The organism is Flavobacterium sp. (assembly GCF_965277525.1).
Taxonomy (GTDB): domain Bacteria; phylum Bacteroidota; class Bacteroidia; order Flavobacteriales; family Flavobacteriaceae; genus Flavobacterium.
The window spans coordinates 232,295-250,204 of record NZ_CBDIDC010000005.1; the positions used below are offsets into that span (position 1 = coordinate 232,295).

Below are 17,910 nucleotides of genomic sequence, written 5' to 3' on the forward strand. Positions count from 1 at the left end.
TAATTCCGTTTAGTTATTACAATAAGACTCGATTCCTTATCAAATGTTACACTTTTTTAAGATAATATAATTGTTTTCTTAATTTTGCATCATCAAAAAAATCTTAATCATGAAGTTTTTTTCAATTATCTCTTTATTTACAGTACTTGCCACGCTTAGTAGCTGTTCGACATCTCAAAAATTAGAAACCCTAAAACCGGAACCAGACGACGCAAGCCCACTGGTTTACGAAGCAAATCCTTCCTTTATTAACTTACCCATAACGGTAAAGCTTAGTGACATTCAAAACCAAACCAATTCTTTACTGAATGGTTTGATTTACGAAGACAATAACATTGAAGATGATGATATCGAAATGAAAATATGGAAACAAGCTCCCATAAAAATTCAAAACGATCCCGCTAATCCGGATAAAAAAATCAAAACAATTCTACCGCTAAAAGCAACGATCAAATATAGAATCGGGACTAAAAAATTAGGCGTCGAACTTTATGACACAAGAGAATTTAATCTGAACGGAGTTATTACTTTATCGAGTGAAGTAGCGCTGACCAACTGGAAACTAAATACTAAAACCGAATTCAAGTCATTAGACTGGAGCGAAACTCCAACAATGCTGGTATTTGGAAAAAGTATGCCTATCACTTATTTAGTGAATCCGGCAATTTCTATTTTCAAATCTAAAATTGAAAAGAAAATTGATGAAGCCATCGAAAAGTCAATGGATTTTAAACCTAATGTTTTATCCGCTTTAGAAAAAATATGTACACCATTCCAGATGAGTGATACTTATGAAAGCTGGTTACGAATTGTTCCCGTTGAAATTTATTCTACAAACGCAAAACTTAAAAACGATTTGTTTTTGTTAGACATGGGAATGAAATGCAATATGGAAACTATCGTAGGCAAACAACCGGAATCTAAATTCAATGCCAGCAAAATTGTTTTAAAACCTGTAACTAAAATTCCTAATCAGATTTCGGCAAATATCGCCGCTATTTCAACTTACATTGATGCTTCAAAAATCATGACCAAAAATTTTGCAGGGCAGGAGTTTGGATCAGGAACTAAAAAAGTAACCGTAAAGAATGTTTCTATCTGGCACAAAAACGGCAAAATGGTTATTGCACTTGACGTTTTAGGATCTATAGACGGCACGCTTTATTTAAACGGATTTCCACAATACAATCCTCAAACAAAAGAAATTTATTTTGAAAAACTAGATTACGTTTTAGATACTAAAAGCAAACTAATGAGAACTGCCAGCTGGCTGGGCCAAGGTTATATCTTGAGAAAAATGGAAGAAAGCTGTCGCTATTCCATTCAACCCAATTTAGAAGAAGGCAAAAAAAGCATGGCAACTTACCTGAAGAATTATTCACCAATGCCGGGTGTTTTTGTGAATGGAAAAATGGAAGACATTCAATTTGATAAAATTCAATTGACCAATCAGGCGATTATTGCCTTTATAAAAATAAACGGAACGGTCAATGTTTCTGTTGACGGATTGAAATAAAGCAAAAAAAGCAGAATAAAATTATTCTGCTTTTTTCTTTTTTGACTGGTACATTCTATAAATCAAATAGCCAATTACTGCAACAAGCAAATACGGAATTACCATTAAATAAACGATACCGTTATTAACTGCTTCGGCTTTTTTTACATTTGACTCACCGCCAAGCGCAGCACGACACATTGCGCATTGAGCATTAGCTGCAAGAGAAAAGAAAAAAGAGAATAGAATACAGAACATTTTCGTGGAGAAAAAATCCATAAATCTACTTCTATCTGCTTTTCTATTTCCTGTATTCTTTATTTTATTTTCTATTTTAAGCATAATAAGGAGAAATCATTAAGTACACTACAACACCTGTAACGGCAACATACAACCAAAGCGGAAAAGTTATTTTAGCTATTTTTTTATGTCTGTCAAATCTTTTTGCAAGTGCTCTTACATAAGTAATTAGTACTAGAGGAATAATTGCAATAGACAACAATATATGCGTTACTAAAATAAAGAAGTATATATATCGTATCGCACCTTCACCACCAAATTTAGTAGAATCAGCTGTCATATGATATGCTACGTACATTACCAGAAAAGCAATCGATAATGCAATAGCAAAAGTCATTAAACGTTCATGCAATTTTTGTTTTCCGTTTTTAATAGCCATTACCGCCCAAACTAAAACAATCGCTGTAATACCATTTGTTGTAGCATAAATAGGAGGTAAAAACGAAAGTGGCTCTACATTGATACCAAAATCTTTTAATTTAACTCCGAATAAAATCGCAACGACAACCGGAATTATAATTGAAACTGCAATAATAAGTTTGCTATACTTTTTTTCTAATGAATGATCTTCCATCTTTATTCTGCTAATAATATTTTAATATCTTCCTGAATGTCTCTAACTCCTTTTTTATCTAGTCCGTCATAATAGATGTTTGGATTACCAAATTCATCTTTTCTACAACGAATGTTACCGTCTTTATCAATTAAAGCAAACAAACCAGAATGCTCAAAACCGCCGCTTACTTTTTCATTTTCTCCAGCGTATAAATTGAATCCTTTGTTTGATAAATCCATAATAACAGCTCTGTCACCAGTTAAAAAATTCCAGTTAGAAGATTTTACTCCCAATAGCTTAGCATGATCTTTTAGAACTTGAGGCGTATCATGTTTAGGATCGATTGTAATTGAAACAATTCCGAAATTTGGATTACCGAAAAAAGTTTTCTCAATCTCCAACATGCTTAAATTCATTTTTGGGCAAATTGACGGGCAAGTGGTAAAGAAAAATTCTAAAACGTAGACTTTGCCTTTATAAGTTTCATTAGAAACTTTAACATTATCCTGATTTGTTAATTCAAATTTAGGAGCAGGTCCAATTTTTATTAATTTCCCATCCGACTTTGATGTTTTCAGTCCCACATTATCCAGACGGTTTCCTTTTACAATTTCACCATTTTTTATTCTCTCCACAATTTTAGGAACGGCGTAAATTCCGAAGATTAAAATAATAAACGAAATTCCGATATATGATTTATTTTTAAACATGGTATAAAGATTAAAGTTCTTTTGTTGCGTTGTGATTCTTTTTTAGCGCTGCACGATATTCATATAAGATAATTTTAAAATCATCCAACATTTCATTACTCAACTCAGAAGGATGAAAAGTATTATACCCTTCCTTGTATTCATCTTTCTCTTTTCTACCTCTCAAATTTCGTTCTTTATCTACGATATAAACATTCGAAGTACCAAGATCCTGATCGAGTTTCCCTTTTAAATGCAGTTGATCATAAAACGCTTTTATCTCCTCAGGAGAAGCAAAAATAAAATGCCACCCGGAAACATCCGTAAAAGCCCCTAAAGATTCTATGATCTTTTCAGCATCCTTTTCGGTTCCTAAAGGACACACGACTACAAATTGCAAATCTTTAAACCCATTATAACGTTGGTAAATCTTTTCATTTAGATTGAAAAAATTACCTCTGTTTTTTAAAATCTCAGTTCCTGAAAAACCAAGAATTGTAATTTTATCATTTAAGGTTACTTTTTCACCTTTAAGGGATTTCCAATTACCAAAATCGGCAATTTTAGGAGTTATGACAGGAAGTTTGGTAAAACTATTTACACCTGAAGCAAAAAACAAATAGGCTACAATTGGCAAAACAAAAAGTACAAAGAGAACTATATTTTTTTTCATTGTATTAACAGAAGTTATTGAGGTACAAAAATAAAAAAAGCTCCGTTAAACGGAGCCTCTTTTCGAATTAATATCATGTTAAAAATTCCATTTAATAGTAGAATCTTTAAAAACCCCATAAATATAATGTCCTTCTGTTAGCAGAATAAACAATAAATATAAAACTAGGAAAATAACTGGTGAAACAACTGACCATCTAAGGCTGCTTTTCTCACCTTCCATGTGCATAAATGCCCATACTATATAATATGCTTTGAATATTGTTAAGATATAAAATATCCAGTTCAACAAATTCAAACCTAAAAAATGACTAAATTCTAATGCTCCTGGTTTAATAATACCAAGGATAACTTCTACTGTAGTTACTGCTGATAGTAAAGCAAAAACAAACCAGATTCTTTTTGTATTTGATACGTGCTCGTGTGACATAATAATTAAAATCTAAAATTAAACTAAGTAGAAAACTGTAAATACAAATACCCAAACTAAATCGACAAAGTGCCAGTATAAACCAACTTTCTCTACCATTTCGTAGCTTCTTCTTTTTTCATAAGTACCCAACAACACATTAAAGAAAATAATGATATTGATGATAATCCCAGAAAATACGTGAAATCCGTGAAATCCTGTAATAAAGAAAAAGAAATCAGCAAACAATTTACTTCCGTATTCGTTTCTTGTTAGGTTCGCACCTTCTACAACATATTTTGCAGTACTCAAACGAGCTTCAGATTCTGCTCTTGACAAAATTGTTTTTTTCTTTTCAGCTGTAAGATGCTCAGTTCTTATTAATAATTCCGGATGCGCTTTAAAACCTGCCTGAATATCCGCTACCGAATATGTTGGAACTGTTTCCGCACTTTCCATGAACCATTTTCCTTTTGCTCTTGTAAGTTCTTCCGGCTGATTTGGCAGTTTCACAGCAAACTCCTCAAGAGCTACTCTTTTACCATCTTTATCAACAAACTGCAATAGGCTTCCACCTACTGTTTCAACAGCACCATATTCCCCTTTAATGAAGTTTTTCCATTCCCAGGCTTGAGAACCAACGAAAATGATACCTCCAATAATAGTTAAAAACATGTAGATTGCAACTTTTGTCTTTTTTAACTGATGACCTGCATCAACAGCCAAAACCATTGTTACAGATGAGAAAATTAAAATAAAAGTCATTAAGGCTACATAATACATCGGAGCCGTAACACCGTGCATAAATGGGAAGTGAGTAAACACTTCATCAGCCAAAGGCCAAGTTTCAATAAATTTAAATCTAGAAAAACCATAAGCTGCCAGAAATCCAGAGAATGTTAAGGCATCAGATACGATAAAAAACCACATCATCATTTTACCATAACTTGCTCCTAATGGCTGGATATCGCCGCCTCCCCAAGTTTTTTCGTTGTTATTTGCAGTAGTTACTGTCGCTTCCATAAAAGATATTCGTTAAAAAGTTCCCAAATTTACGTTTTTTTCTTATTTAAAGAAATATAAAAATAAAAATAAATATACCCATAATAAATCCAAAAAGTGCCAATACATCGCACCTAGTTCTATACCAAGAGTTTGAGTCGAATTGTATTTTTGTTTAAAATGATTATAAATTATAATTAAAAGTGAAATCAAGCCTCCAGCCAAGTGTAATAAGTGTGTAACGGTAACTACATAAAGAAAAGTTGTAGTAATTGAACTACCTTCTCCTGTAAAATAATAACCACTTTTTACGATTTGTCCAAAACCTGCAAACTGTAAAACCACAAATAAAATACCCAGCGCTAATGTTCCTAAAAGAAACGCTGTAGTAGCACTTCTATTGTCTTTTTGAATCGCTTTTTTTGCGAGATAAAAAGTAACACTACAACCAATAATAACTACTGTACTGTAATAAAATGCCGTTGGTAATTCGAAATTCTTCAACCAGTCGGCTCTGGATTTACTTACCACAAATGCACTTGTAAGTCCGGCAAACATCATCGTCATGCTCACCATTGCAAATAACAAAATCAATTTAGCCGATTTTGCTTTTCTTAATTGTTCTTCACCTGTTGTCATTGTCATTGTCATTTCCATAACTATCTTAAAAATTTATCTACTATAAATACTATTTGCAGTAATGAAATATACGAAACACTTACAAGCATTAATGTTCTTGCTGCTTTTGCAGTTCGCAACTGATACAAACGTACCGCGTAAAACAACATCCACAATCCTAACAAAAATACTATAATTGCTGCAATTGGCGTAATAAACAGCTGCCCTGTAAATCCTAAAGAAGGCAATAATGAAGCTATAATAAGCCAAACTGTATATAAAATAATCTGCAAAGCAGTCTTTCTGTCTTTTTTTCCGGTTGGCAGCATAAATATCCCTGCTTTTTCATAATCTTCATATAAAAACCAGCCAATGGACCAAAAATGAGGAAATTGCCAGAAGAACTGAATTAGAAAAAGCGTTCCTGCCTCAATACCAAAATCTCCTGTGGCCGCCACCCAACCCAACATAAACGGAATTGCTCCCGGAAAAGCACCTACAAAAACTGATAACGAAGTTACTGTTTTTAAAGGTGTATAAACGCTTGTATATAAAAATATTGAAATTGCAGCAAACATTGCTGACTTTGCATTTATGGTATATAGCAATGAAATCCCTATAATCGTGAGCAAAATTGCCACAAATAAAGCTGTTTTTGGAGACATACGCCCCGAAGGAACCGGACGGTTTTTAGTGCGATCCATTAAGGAATCAATGTCTTTTTCTATGACCTGATTAAAAGCATTTGAAGCCCCAACCATACAATATCCTCCAATAGACAAAACAATCAAAACACTCCATTCAAAAGGATGCGCATCATTAACACCTAGCAAATATCCCGCTATTGAAGAAAACAATACACTGATCGCCAAACCAGCTTTTGTTATTTCTTTGAAATCGTTAAATATTGATTTTATTGAAAATGTATTTTTAGTAGCGTTCAATACGGTATTTGTTTGTATGTTTTTTTTAAGTGGTGCAAATGTACAAATTAGATTGTAGAATACGGACCTATAAAATTAGATTTTTTTCAATAAAACCTTTACAAAATAAGGACTTGCAAATCTTTAACACAATTATTTCGAAAAATCTTATTAAAAATCCTAGTAATCAAAATACCAATTAAAGATATCGGAACGCAATCCAATACTAAACCAAGTAGTACTTTGCTTAAAAGTAGTCGCTGTTTCTTGTGTCGGATCAAAATTTCTGTAAATAAGACTTCCAAAAAACTTCAAATTTGTCATCGGGTTTATCAAATATCCCGCCTGTACATCAGCAATAAAAATATTGGTTTTATTTCCCTGTCCTACTTTTACCCCTGTATCATACGGTCGTTTTTCATCGTAACTTTTATAAATATTACCTCCGTAATTATAGCTGTCTTCTGCCGTATCAAAATCTAAACCACGTTTACCTATTGTAAATTTGGTATCAGCGTAGTAACGCCCCTTATGATAACGCCCAATTGCAACAAACTCCTCAAAATTACCACCCCACTGATGCCCGATACTTTGATTATTATGACCATAATTTGTAATTACCGCACTATGCGAATACACATACGGACGGACATGATTGTATTCTAATTGCAATAACAAATCTTTTACTTTAAATGCATTATAATATTTCGCGCCCAATTGATATCCAAATTTATTTTTCCAGCTTTTATTGCCACTTGCCATGTCTCCTACTGAAAATTCATCCAGCAAAAACTGGGCATATAAATTAACATTATTGTTCCACTTATATTTACCTGACATTCCCAAAAGGGCATTTCCACTTCTGGACGATGATGAAAATTCTACTGAACGATAAAAAATAATCGGATTAACAAAATTAACATCAAAACCTCTATTATTGGTATCAGTCCAGACTACTGATTCAAAAAATCCTAAATTCAGCTTATTCGACACATTCCAGCTTAAGTAATGATTCGCCATAAATTTTGTGGCATAGGTTTTTTCCACAGTAACATCCGGACGAACATCTTTCAGCCACATATAAGTATTGGTATATTTTATCTTCCAGAAATTGGTATTAATTTTAAAATAAGGATAAGGACTTGCACCATCACTTTCAAATAATGAACGGTATCCATCTCCTATAAAATTTCTTCCGTACCCCAATTGCAAATCAAAAAACCTGCTTGGAGCAAATGTAATATTGGCTTCTGCTAATGGAAAATCGTAAGCATCGGTTTTAAATCGTTTGGCAATTCCCATTCCCGGAATAATTGCCGGATTTCCCCCTGAAGGCTTTAACGTTTCGGCATAATCATTATAATAACCTGCAAATCTTCCCTGACTCTCAAAAACAGTAGTCGTAAAGTTGATTTGCTTTCCTAAGCCTCCTCTAAAATTTAATGCCCGGGTGTTTACATAGGTATATGAAGCATCCAGATCAGAAGCTTTACCCATTTGCAAATCAAGAATAGGATTTAACGACAGCCAATAATCTTCTCCCTGAATCTGAACTAAATTCTCGTTCCAGAATTTCCTTCCTAACCAGGTCGAAACATTTTTCTGAAGCGATTCATTTACGGCTTTTAAATTATAATATTTTGAAACCTCAGCATACGTATAAGGCTTAGAAGCTGTATGATTATTACTTCCAACCTGATTCATAGCGCCATCAAATTGCGCGTAATAACTATGAGAAAACGGAATATTCAGATGACTTTCGAACTCGGGATTGTTGTATTTTTTATACACAATACTATCCAATTCCGTCATTGGCTTTTCGATGGGTTTTAAAATTTCGGCGGCAGCCAAAGCTTCTGCTGCAATTTGATCAGCACTTTTTACCGGAATAGCTATAGAAATTGTATATTTTGAATAAGTTGGCTTTCCGTTATAAGTTGATGGTGTTATTTTAGGGAATTTCCCAAAAACACGTTTTGCTTCTTCTGACAATGCATCGTTTACCGCATTTATATAAATTACTTTAAACTCTCCATTTACATCAACCTCGAAAAGCACTTTGACTTCTCCTCTGTAATTTGCGTGTTTTAAATTTTCGGGAACTTCAAAATTATGAAAAACAAAATCCTGAACCTCTTTATAAAAACAATTCTCCAGTTTTTTTGACTGTAAATTTTCGCAACCCGGAAAAACAGGAAATTGTTCTGATGTAAATCCTGATTTTATTGAGGAATTATTATTTTCCTGCGAAAAGGCAAAGAAGGAAGAAATTGTCAGAACAAAAGATAGAAAAATCTTATTCACGTAATTTTTGGTTTTCATTTAATATTGATTTGTGGTATTTCCTCCATTTGCAATCACTTTTGCTGCGGAAGTTCCGATGCGCTTAACACCTAAACGAATCATCTCTGTTGCATCATCGTAAGACCGGACTCCTCCGGCTGCTTTTACTGATAAAGGCGATGCATTTTCTAACATCATTATAATGGTTGGAATAGTCGCTCCGTTTGGTAAATTATTTTCGGTTTTATAAAAACCTGTTGATGATTTCACAAAAACAGAAGAATACTCCTCTTCTTTAAAGTTTGAAATCACAACATTTTTTATCAAAGCCGAAAGCTGAATAATTTCCTTATCACTTAAAGCTGCAACTTCAATAATCCATTTTACTGTTTTATGATTCGCTAGTCCAATTTGGGTTCCTAATAAGATTTCTTGTTTTACTAAAGCAATATCCCCATTTTTAAAAGCTTCATAATTACAAACAAAATCCAGATCGTCTGCTCCATCTTCGATTGCTTTATTTGCCTCTTTTATTTTAGCTTCAATACCTGAAGTCCCTTCCGGAAAATCGATTACCGTACCAATAAGCAAACCAGAATTGGCCTTCGAAATCATTTCTTTCGCCAGCACTACATGTTCAGGCCTAATCATAATTAGTTTAAAACCTTCAAGAATTGCTTCTTCAATAGCCTTTATAACCACACTATTATTTTCTGCCTCCGAAAGTCCGGCTTGACTGGCAGTTTTTAAGTAGGTCGAATCTAAATATTGCTTAACGTTCATGATTTTATAGAATTGCGACAAAAATACATTTTATATTCAGAAAAAAACACACTTTTTAAAGCTTGATTTTTTGGCAATAAAAAACCCACCGAAGTGGGTCATTATATTCTTATATTTTATCGATCTGCTTCTTAAAAGCTATTGCCATAAAAACACCAAATAAAGCTCCCAGTGCATTGGCTAAAACATCACTAACATCAGACGATCTTGTTGTAGTAAGAACACTTTGCAGGATTTCGATTGTAATTCCAAAAAAAACAGAAAATATAAAAGAAATCAAATAGGCTTTATAATCATCAGGTGCTTTTCCTTTAAGTTCTTTTTTGAAAAACAAAATCCACGAAATTGTAAATCCAAAATGAAAACAAAAATGTACAATTTTATCTATGCTCGGAAAACTTACGGCAGGAATATTACTTGAATCTGTCAGACAAAAATAAGTAATAACACCTGAGCAAATTAGAGCCCAGAGTAATAATAATTGTTTAGGCACCGATAAGTTGTTTGTATGCTTCGTCAGACAATAAAGAATCTATTTCTGATACATCTGCAATTTTTATTTTGATCATCCATCCCGCTCCGTAAGGATCAGAGTTTACTGTTTCCGGTGCACTTTCCAAACTATCATTAAAAGCAATAATCTCTCCTGTCAAAGGCAAAAATAAATCAGATACTGTTTTTACAGCTTCAACTGTTCCAAAAACTTCATCTTTATCAAGTGTCTGATCTAAAGTTTCTACTTCAACATACACGATATCTCCTAACTCTTTTTGTGCAAAATGAGTAATTCCTACTGTTGCAACATCTCCTTCGATGCTAACCCATTCGTGATCTTTTGTGTACTTTAAATTTGCTGGTATGCTCATAATAGTATGTTTGTAAATTGATAATTTAATAATTAAGCCACAAATGTAATAATCTTCTAATGAAATCCCGTTTAGAAACTAAAAAAATTAATTTCCGAAATTATATCGAAGTGTAAATCCTGACCTGATGTTCGTTAAAGGAAATGAGGTCGAAATTACCGCTTTTGAAAATGAATGATCGTAGTAGAATATAGCCGTAAGGTTTTTACTAAACGAATAATCAGCTGTTAGTTTTAATGCCCAGATATTTTGCCCTGCCGCTAATTGATTGTTATCATAATCTAAATAACGTACCAGGGTTTCATTTTTTCTAAGAGAAAAATCAGCTTTAATATTGATATCACTTTTAATAATTCCGGTTGGACTATCTGCCAGTCTTGAAGAGAAAATAACATCTTTAAAACGATATCCCATACCCACTATATACTCCATACCTTTTACCTCTGTCAATAAATTATTGTCAAAACTCATTGATAAAGCTCTGTCTTTTTTGATTTCAGTAAGTATTCGCAAAGAACTTTTCAATTCAAAATCTACCCGAATAAGCGGACTAAACTGCTCTACCAAGTTGACATTTGACATGATGGTTTTATTAAAGAAATTGGTATTCACATCTTGTCCGTCCGGTTTTTCTGTATAATCAAAATTAGATCTGAACTGGTTTATTGTATAAGATGCCCTGTAATTATGCTGCAATGAGAAACGCTTAAATTTATCTTTAAAATATTTATAACGCATCAAACCATTGTATTTTATACTCCAGTTTGGAATAGGGAAGCTTCTAAAAATATCCGTTGAACTACCCGAAGCATTACTTCCTGAATAAGCTGCTAAAAATGCAGGCAATAAAACCGCCTGATTGCTTTTTGTAAAACCTATCGGATAGCCCTGATTGGCTACATATACTTTATAATTAGGATCTGTTTCTGCCGGAATTGGATTATTTGCATCTCCATATCTCGGGATTACTGCACCTGCTCCATAGCGCTCTCCGGCCAGACGGTCTGCAATAACCAAACGATTGTTTCTAAAATCATCAAATGCCGCTGACTCTGTTTCGCTACTGGTAGAAAATGCTGTTTTTATCAGTACCGTCGAGATCGAAAACATTCCATAAGTATAAGGAGATAATGGCATGTATTCTCCATTTACCACACTAAACTGTTCTGATGAATTTTCAGAATAAGCACGATCCATCGACAAATCAACTTTTAGATCCGGCAATAAATCAATATTAGCCGTAACTTTCAATAGCTTATTGGTTACCTGTGTAAAGCTTTGATTAAAGTCTTGATAATCTGTCAGCCAGCCTCTTTTAGCTGCTTCGTAACGCACATCATCCTGACTTCCAAAAATAAATCCTAAAGTTGGCCTTGATGTTCCAAAGAAACCAACACTTGGTGTGTATCCCGGCAAAACGGTTCCGCTGTTTTTAGTATAATTAACCTGAATGTTTTTTATACTGGTCAAAATACCAATCATACCATCATAAAACGGACTGCTGCTTGTAACAGGTTTTGCATTATTTACAATTTTTTCTCCCGGTTTTGGCGGCGCTGTTGGCTTAGCTTTCGCTGCTGATTTTGATCCTGGCGTTAGTCCTAAATATTTGTACAACGTATTCATTGTAAAAGTTGTAGTAAGCGTATTTGAATTCGCATTCTGGATGGTATTTCCTAAATTATAGCTAGAAAATGATCCATCAGGATTTTGCTCCTCATACTGAGAAAATGCTGTTGATGAACGCTGCCAGCTATAATCCGCTGTATAAGAATAAGAGGCTTTTACAAAACCAAAAACCGGAATTTTATTAATTGGGATATCATAATTCAGTACTAATTGTTGCAAGTGCTGATTTGGCGTTCCAATATCTAAATAATCATCCCAAATATTAAAATCTTCTTTTGGCGAATTATCATCATTCAAAAAGTTTCGCACAATATTATTTGATGCCGCAGTATAATTTAGCTTTAATGATTTTGTCAAATTATAACCAAAGCCATATTGATAATTAAAAGCGAAGTTTCTTCTGTATAACGGATCAAGACCTATTCCCTGCACTTCAACTTCTCTATATTGCTGACGGTTACTTTGTCTTAAAATATTGGTATTAAAAGAGATATTAGATGGCAAGTAATTAAAATTAAAATCACTCAACAACTTCCAATACTCGCTTTTCTTCATGAATTTAGTTTGCTTGAAAGGAACTACTTCTTTTGGCTGAAAAGTATATGCATAATTTACTGCCGTATTAGATTGCTCGTCCAGATAACTTTCTACTTCATAATCATGGCGTTCTACCTGATTATATGATTGTGAGAATGTTAAGTTTTCGACATCGTAAACGTGTGGTTTTTGCTCAGGAGCCCTGTCTTTTCTTACGCCTATAAAGTTGATACTTCTGCGTTTTGTATAATCAACAGCACGTGTTCTGATGTTTTCTTTTTCTGCCGGATCAGTAGTTTCTCTTATCAACTGATCTAATTTTATATCCTGATTAAAAGGATCATATTCCGGCGTAATTACTTCTTCACCAATCGCATAATTAAAAGGCAGATTGATTCCCCATTTATGAGGTAATAATTTACCTAAATTAAGATTGGTAACAATATTATACTGCTGAATATCTTCACGATCTCTTTCGTTGGCGCCTTGTTCTAAAGATCCAAAACCAATTGTACTTTTTTTACCAGTAGCCGAAACCGTAGCGAAGTCAGCCATATTGGTGTCAATATTCAATATTGCAGCCATTCCGCCTTTATTCTCTAAGTCCGCCAAACGAAGTTCATTAAACCAAACCTCTCCTTTTATACTTTTGTGATCTGCCCTGCTTTTTACACCCACCATTAAATTTCGAACCAAACCAAAGTTAGGATTTCCTTTTATCCCTAATCTTAACCTGCTATCACCATCACCTCCCGTGCTTAAATCATCATCCGGATAATAAATTCCGTTTATGTCTCGCTTGTTGGAGTTAATATCAATACTCATGGCCTTGATTTTCATTTTTGTCAACAGTTCAAGAGCCAAATCTATATTATTATCTTCCAGCCAAACCTGATCTGCACTTATTGTACAAGATCCGCCTGTTCGGGTTACTTTTAACGGAACCTCAACCTGGTAGAAGTTTTGTGTATAATCATTTCCAAAACGAATAAAACCAATCATTTCATCATCTTGCAACGTATTTTCGTTAGGCAGGGATTCAGCATGCAAATACATTTTCAGTTTTTTATACTGACGCATATCAACACTTACGCTTTTAAAAACTCCTCTCGAGTCTTCATACTGCAAACCTGCACCACCTACACGCAAAGCCAATGCTTGCTCATTCTGGTTGATGATCGTATTGTTATTATACAATTGCTCTCTTTGCACTCCTGGTGGCATTACATAATTTACAGGGCATTTTGTACTGTTTTCCTGAATATTAACCGCTGAAACATCAAACTCAGTACCATCATCATCAGGGTTCGTATCATTTGCATCCAGCGAACCTGTATACCTTCTCCATTCTCCTCTTACTAAATCTAAAGCTCCAAAACGAACTGTCATCTGGTTATTAAAACCAGTCATAAACATACGCATGAATCGGATAGATCTGAAATCTGAAATATTCCCGATTGTATTTTGTGGCTGAGAAACAGGAATCTTAAACTGAATCCATCTCGCATTTGTTGTAGACCCGTTAGGCAAGTCGACATTACTTACCTCACGGATATCTGTAATGTAATTTTGTCCTACCTGCATGCCCGGTTTTACATCGATACTATATTCATAATAAGCATTGATCGTGCTCATCGTATTGTCACGGTTGATATCCTCTACATCCGGCAAAGTTGTCGAACCACGATTAGGATCGTCTACACTTACCGCAGAGTTATTTTCTGTACCGTTATAATTTTTATAACGATCCAAAACTCCACCAGTTGTATTTAAATAGTACGTATAGTCATCTGCTGCAGGATCTGCCTCTCCTGCATAATTAGTATAAACTGAACCCTCTCTGGAACTTGGCAAACCATCTAAACCAACATCTTGGTTTCTACGATTTTCAGCATTTGTATCAAATGCATAAATCAGGGATTGTGATGCAGGAACATCTCCCCAAAGCGGTTGTGGATTTACCATTATCTGACCTGGCCCTAATCCGTTTTCATATTGTTTTCTTCCGTCTTTTAATACGTCTTCAGAAATCTCCCCTAAATTGAAATATATTTTTCCTGTATTATTAGTTGGTGCTTCTGCATTTCCAACATAAGGATCTAAAACCCAAAACTGAATATACTCGACATTTCCCTGTTCAAAATTGGTTGAATTTAAAGCACGCATGATTCCTCCAAAGTTTGAAGTTGCCGGATTGGTACCAAAATTAGGATTGTTATTATATGGCCCTCTATCAGATGGATAGTATGTTAAATCCAGCGTATTAATTACCTGAATTTGTCCCTGAGCAATATCTGTATTTGGATACAACTCTTTACTGTAAACCCTTCTGGTTGTATTGAGTGATAAATCATCATTTGATATACCGGATGGTTTTGACGAATAAAAAATAGGGTCAATAGTGTACCAGGATAATTTTGCACGCTTATAGCCATACTCTAATGTACTTGAATTGGCATTAAAAGTATTATCATTGATAGAATTCACAAATGGTGTAGAAGCCAGACTCCAGGCATAAGCAGAGCGCATATCGATTGTCGATTGCGATCCTTCGAAATCATCTACGTATATAGTTGCTTCTCCTTCAAAATCACTTGCTTTTGGTGCATCCGGTTTTAAAAATGCTACTTCTCCACGAATCGAAAGGTTCGACGGAACATCTGTATCAATATTTGGTAATTTATTGACTAATCTGGTAAAGAATGGAACTTCTGTAGAATAATTTCCATTGAAACCAAAGATAGTATTGTTTACAGATTCCTGACCATAGCTTGATTTTTGAGTAAATGGTTTTTCTGTCATTTTCAGATAAGTACCTCCAACAACAAAATTATCTGAAATTTTGTGCTCAACATTGAACCCCATAAACCTTCTGGTTTGTTGCCCGAAAATTGAATTGTTTTCTAATGAAACTTCAATTGGCGTATTCGAAGCCTGAAGTGAAGGATCTAAAATCTGAACACGACCCAGTTGATAATCGACACTATAATCTATACCTTCGACTAACTTTCTTCCGGCAGCCATAACGACAACAGAACCTTGCGGCACATTAAAGGCTCCAATTGGTATTCCATTGCTTCCGGATGATTTATACTTTCCTCTTAATAAGAATTTGTTTTTATCACTGTCTTGCAAAGCTCCGGACTGTGTGTTTCGATACATGTTTCTAAACACGTATTTCTGTTGATTGGCATTGTACGAATTGGCATCATCGTAGTTTTCTCCTGAACCTGAATTTTGTAATTTTTTAAATAAAAGTTCCCCAAAAGGTTCTTTGGTGGTAAAAATAATTCGTCCGTTTTGAACATCTACTGTTACACCCGGAATATAATCAAAGAAACCATCTCCACCCGTTTGAGGATCATTGTTATAATTTAATCGATCTAAGTTAAATACATTTAGTAATGGTGTCTGTTCGACCTTATTATCGGCTGTTGGGTTTGCAGGAAAACTAGTTCCCTGAACAGGTGTAATATAATTTATTGGAGACGGATCAGTATAAAGTATATTTAATCTAAAATCGTCTTGCTTGATCTGATATGCCTGTGGAATTTGATAAACGTTCTTCATCATCAGGTTCCAAACCGGATTTTGAACATTTGTCAAATTACTTTTCAGCATTTTCAAAACCAAACTTTGTGTGATAATCGCCTGATTTGCGTTGTTATTTCCTGTAACTACAGTCCCGTCAACTCCATCGCTACCAAATTCTCCAACCTGGTACACTTTACCTCCAATAGTATACTCAAACGCTACGGCTAAAATTTCATCATTTGCCAAACGTTGCTGCAAAGAGATGTATCCTAATTGTGCATTAAACGTAAATTCGTTCGAAGTTAATTTTCTGGCATTTTCAAGTACTGAATAATCTGTAGCTTCACTCGTATTAGGATTATTAAAACCTGATTTAGCAGTTACAATTTCTCTAATATTCGAATTTAAGAAAGCTCCGGCCTGGCCAATTGTTGCCGGATCATATTTATTATTTTTATTGTCTGTTGGTGAATCGATAGGGTTATTAAAGAAACCTGCCGAAGAACTAATAACTACAACCTGATTATCCGGAATACCTGTAATCTGCCCTTCACCTAAATCCTGAAGTGCGATAATGTTTCTAAGATTATTATTGTTTGTGCTTACTCTATTTTGTTTATTGGTGACCCAAACTTCTATTCTTGTAACCTGAACACGGCTGTCAATAAATGGATATTTCGTTAACGAAGCATCGTATTTATTTCTAAAGTATTGCGATAAGAAAAAGTGTCTGTCATTATCATAGTCTAAAGCATACAAATCAAAGTTCTGAACTGTTCCGCCACCTTCTGCAACTATACTCTTTGTTTGTGACTTCTGTTCTGAGAAAACTCCTGTTATTGTTGTCTTACCAAATTGCAATTGTGTTTTGACCCCAAACAAACTTTGGGCACCGCGAATAAGGGTACTATTTAATGGCATACTCACATTCCCTACCTCTACTTTTTGAACAATGTCATCTTCAGAAGGAGTATAAGCCAGTTTAAATAAATTCTGGAAAGCAAATGTAGACTGGGTATCATAATTAGCATTTACCTCTAATCTGGTTCCTACTTTCCCCATTAAACTCATACTGATTCGCTGATCAAAATCAAAAGTAAGGCTTGATCTGTTTCTTGGAGAAAAAGAAGGATTATCTTGTTTGGTATATCGAACACCTAAGTCCATTTCGACTGATCCTGTAGGCTTTACGTCGATTGTATTACTCCCAAAGATGCTTTCAAAAAGACTTGAATTAATATAATAGCGGGGCAATAAATCTTTTTTAGCCGCTTCACTTCCTAATTTTTTACCATCAATAGCATCTGATTTCTTTCTGAAATAATCTCTTCTGGATTCTTTCAAAACTAAATCTTCGTATTCTTTTGGAGTTAAGATAATAGGATAATTGATAGAGAAACCATCAACTGAATTGGTATAAATATAGCGATCTGTTATGGGATCGTACCTGTAAGCAGAAATTATACTTGGCGGATCCTGCAACTCTACTTTACCAACAGAAAATTGAGTCTTGGTTGTATCTTTGACTGCTGGATTTACTTGCGCACGCAAAACATTACCGCAAAATAAAAACAGTAAAAAAATACAAATTTTACGCATACAATTCGTTTATAT

Annotated in this window: 14 protein-coding genes; 1 reads left to right on the forward strand and 13 read right to left on the reverse strand. The window is 34.3% G+C overall.

Going from position 1 to position 17,910, the window contains the following annotated elements; translation table 11 throughout:
- Window positions 1-109: 109 nt before the first annotated feature.
- Window positions 110-1,516, forward strand: coding sequence for a DUF4403 family protein (locus ACQY44_RS09415; RefSeq protein ID WP_428230117.1), 1,407 nt, complete (start codon window positions 110-112; stop codon window positions 1,514-1,516).
- Window positions 1,517-1,537: 21 nt separating this feature from the next.
- Here the strand turns inward: ACQY44_RS09415 and ACQY44_RS09420 are convergent, their stop codons facing one another.
- The 13 genes from ACQY44_RS09420 to sprA all read right to left on the reverse strand — a co-directional run bounded on the left by ACQY44_RS09420 (window position 1,538) and on the right by sprA (window position 17,895).
- Window positions 1,538-1,837 (reverse strand): hypothetical protein, encoded by a 300-nt coding sequence (locus tag ACQY44_RS09420; RefSeq protein WP_428230118.1) that lies wholly within the window; start codon window positions 1,835-1,837, stop codon window positions 1,538-1,540.
- The gene (locus ACQY44_RS09425) at window positions 1,830-2,369 is read right to left on the reverse strand and encodes a DUF420 domain-containing protein (protein WP_428230119.1); all 540 of its coding nucleotides are present in this window, start codon (window positions 2,367-2,369) and stop codon (window positions 1,830-1,832) included. The genes ACQY44_RS09420 and ACQY44_RS09425 overlap by 8 nt, the downstream gene beginning before the upstream one ends.
- Window positions 2,370-2,371: 2 nt before the next feature.
- The gene (locus ACQY44_RS09430) at window positions 2,372-3,061 is read right to left on the reverse strand and encodes an SCO family protein (RefSeq protein ID WP_428230120.1); all 690 of its coding nucleotides are present in this window, start codon (window positions 3,059-3,061) and stop codon (window positions 2,372-2,374) included.
- A 10-nt stretch (window positions 3,062-3,071) separates the two neighbouring features.
- On the reverse strand, window positions 3,072-3,713 hold the full coding sequence (locus tag ACQY44_RS09435; RefSeq protein WP_428230121.1) for a hypothetical protein: 642 nt from the start codon (window positions 3,711-3,713) through the stop codon (window positions 3,072-3,074).
- Window positions 3,714-3,791: 78 nt separating this feature from the next.
- Entirely contained in the window at window positions 3,792-4,142 is a 351-nt protein-coding gene (locus tag ACQY44_RS09440; RefSeq protein WP_428230122.1) for a cytochrome C oxidase subunit IV family protein, read from the reverse strand.
- Between the two features lie 18 nt (window positions 4,143-4,160).
- Complete coding sequence (locus ACQY44_RS09445; protein WP_428230123.1) at window positions 4,161-5,144, reverse strand: cytochrome c oxidase subunit 3; 984 nt, start codon at window positions 5,142-5,144, stop codon at window positions 4,161-4,163.
- Between the two features lie 42 nt (window positions 5,145-5,186).
- Window positions 5,187-5,774, reverse strand: coding sequence for a cytochrome c oxidase subunit 3 (locus ACQY44_RS09450; protein WP_428231190.1), 588 nt, complete (start codon window positions 5,772-5,774; stop codon window positions 5,187-5,189).
- A gap of 8 nt (window positions 5,775-5,782) precedes the next feature.
- Window positions 5,783-6,685 carry a heme o synthase gene (gene cyoE / locus ACQY44_RS09455; RefSeq protein ID WP_428230124.1) on the reverse strand — a complete coding sequence of 301 codons (903 nt, stop codon included), beginning with the start codon at window positions 6,683-6,685 and terminating at the stop codon, window positions 5,783-5,785.
- Between the two features lie 159 nt (window positions 6,686-6,844).
- The gene (locus ACQY44_RS09460) at window positions 6,845-8,986 is read right to left on the reverse strand and encodes an energy transducer TonB (protein ID WP_428230125.1); all 2,142 of its coding nucleotides are present in this window, start codon (window positions 8,984-8,986) and stop codon (window positions 6,845-6,847) included.
- The gene (deoC, locus tag ACQY44_RS09465; RefSeq protein ID WP_428230126.1) at window positions 8,987-9,730 is read right to left on the reverse strand and encodes a deoxyribose-phosphate aldolase; all 744 of its coding nucleotides are present in this window, start codon (window positions 9,728-9,730) and stop codon (window positions 8,987-8,989) included.
- Between the two features lie 109 nt (window positions 9,731-9,839).
- Complete coding sequence (locus ACQY44_RS09470) at window positions 9,840-10,223, reverse strand: VanZ family protein (protein ID WP_428230127.1); 384 nt, start codon at window positions 10,221-10,223, stop codon at window positions 9,840-9,842.
- Window positions 10,216-10,596, reverse strand: coding sequence for a glycine cleavage system protein GcvH (gene gcvH / locus ACQY44_RS09475; protein WP_263762775.1), 381 nt, complete (start codon window positions 10,594-10,596; stop codon window positions 10,216-10,218). Before gcvH ends, ACQY44_RS09470 begins: the two co-directional genes overlap by 8 nt.
- Window positions 10,597-10,683: 87 nt before the next feature.
- Window positions 10,684-17,895 (reverse strand): cell surface protein SprA, encoded by a 7,212-nt coding sequence (gene sprA / locus ACQY44_RS09480; protein WP_428230128.1) that lies wholly within the window; start codon window positions 17,893-17,895, stop codon window positions 10,684-10,686.
- Between the last annotated feature and the right edge of the window lie 15 nt (window positions 17,896-17,910).

What these genes read in the sequence shown, in the direction of transcription:
- ACQY44_RS09440 (WP_428230122.1), bottom strand. Translation starts at nt 4,142, where the DNA reads ATGTCACACGAGCACGTATCAAATACAAAAAGAATCTGGTTTGTTTTT.
- ACQY44_RS09435 (WP_428230121.1), bottom strand. Translation starts at nt 3,713, where the DNA reads ATGAAAAAAAATATAGTTCTCTTTGTACTTTTTGTTTTGCCAATTGTA.
- ACQY44_RS09420 (WP_428230118.1), bottom strand. Translation starts at nt 1,837, where the DNA reads ATGCTTAAAATAGAAAATAAAATAAAGAATACAGGAAATAGAAAAGCA.
- ACQY44_RS09430 (WP_428230120.1), bottom strand. Translation starts at nt 3,061, where the DNA reads ATGTTTAAAAATAAATCATATATCGGAATTTCGTTTATTATTTTAATC.
- ACQY44_RS09450 (WP_428231190.1), bottom strand. Translation starts at nt 5,774, where the DNA reads ATGACAATGACAATGACAACAGGTGAAGAACAATTAAGAAAAGCAAAA.
- ACQY44_RS09425 (WP_428230119.1), bottom strand. Translation starts at nt 2,369, where the DNA reads ATGGAAGATCATTCATTAGAAAAAAAGTATAGCAAACTTATTATTGCA.
- sprA (WP_428230128.1), bottom strand. Translation starts at nt 17,895, where the DNA reads ATGCGTAAAATTTGTATTTTTTTACTGTTTTTATTTTGCGGTAATGTT.
- ACQY44_RS09445 (WP_428230123.1), bottom strand. Translation starts at nt 5,144, where the DNA reads ATGGAAGCGACAGTAACTACTGCAAATAACAACGAAAAAACTTGGGGA.
- ACQY44_RS09460 (WP_428230125.1), bottom strand. Translation starts at nt 8,986, where the DNA reads ATGAAAACCAAAAATTACGTGAATAAGATTTTTCTATCTTTTGTTCTG.
- deoC (WP_428230126.1), bottom strand. Translation starts at nt 9,730, where the DNA reads ATGAACGTTAAGCAATATTTAGATTCGACCTACTTAAAAACTGCCAGT.
- gcvH (WP_263762775.1), bottom strand. Translation starts at nt 10,596, where the DNA reads ATGAGCATACCAGCAAATTTAAAGTACACAAAAGATCACGAATGGGTT.
- ACQY44_RS09415 (WP_428230117.1), top strand. Translation starts at nt 110, where the DNA reads ATGAAGTTTTTTTCAATTATCTCTTTATTTACAGTACTTGCCACGCTT.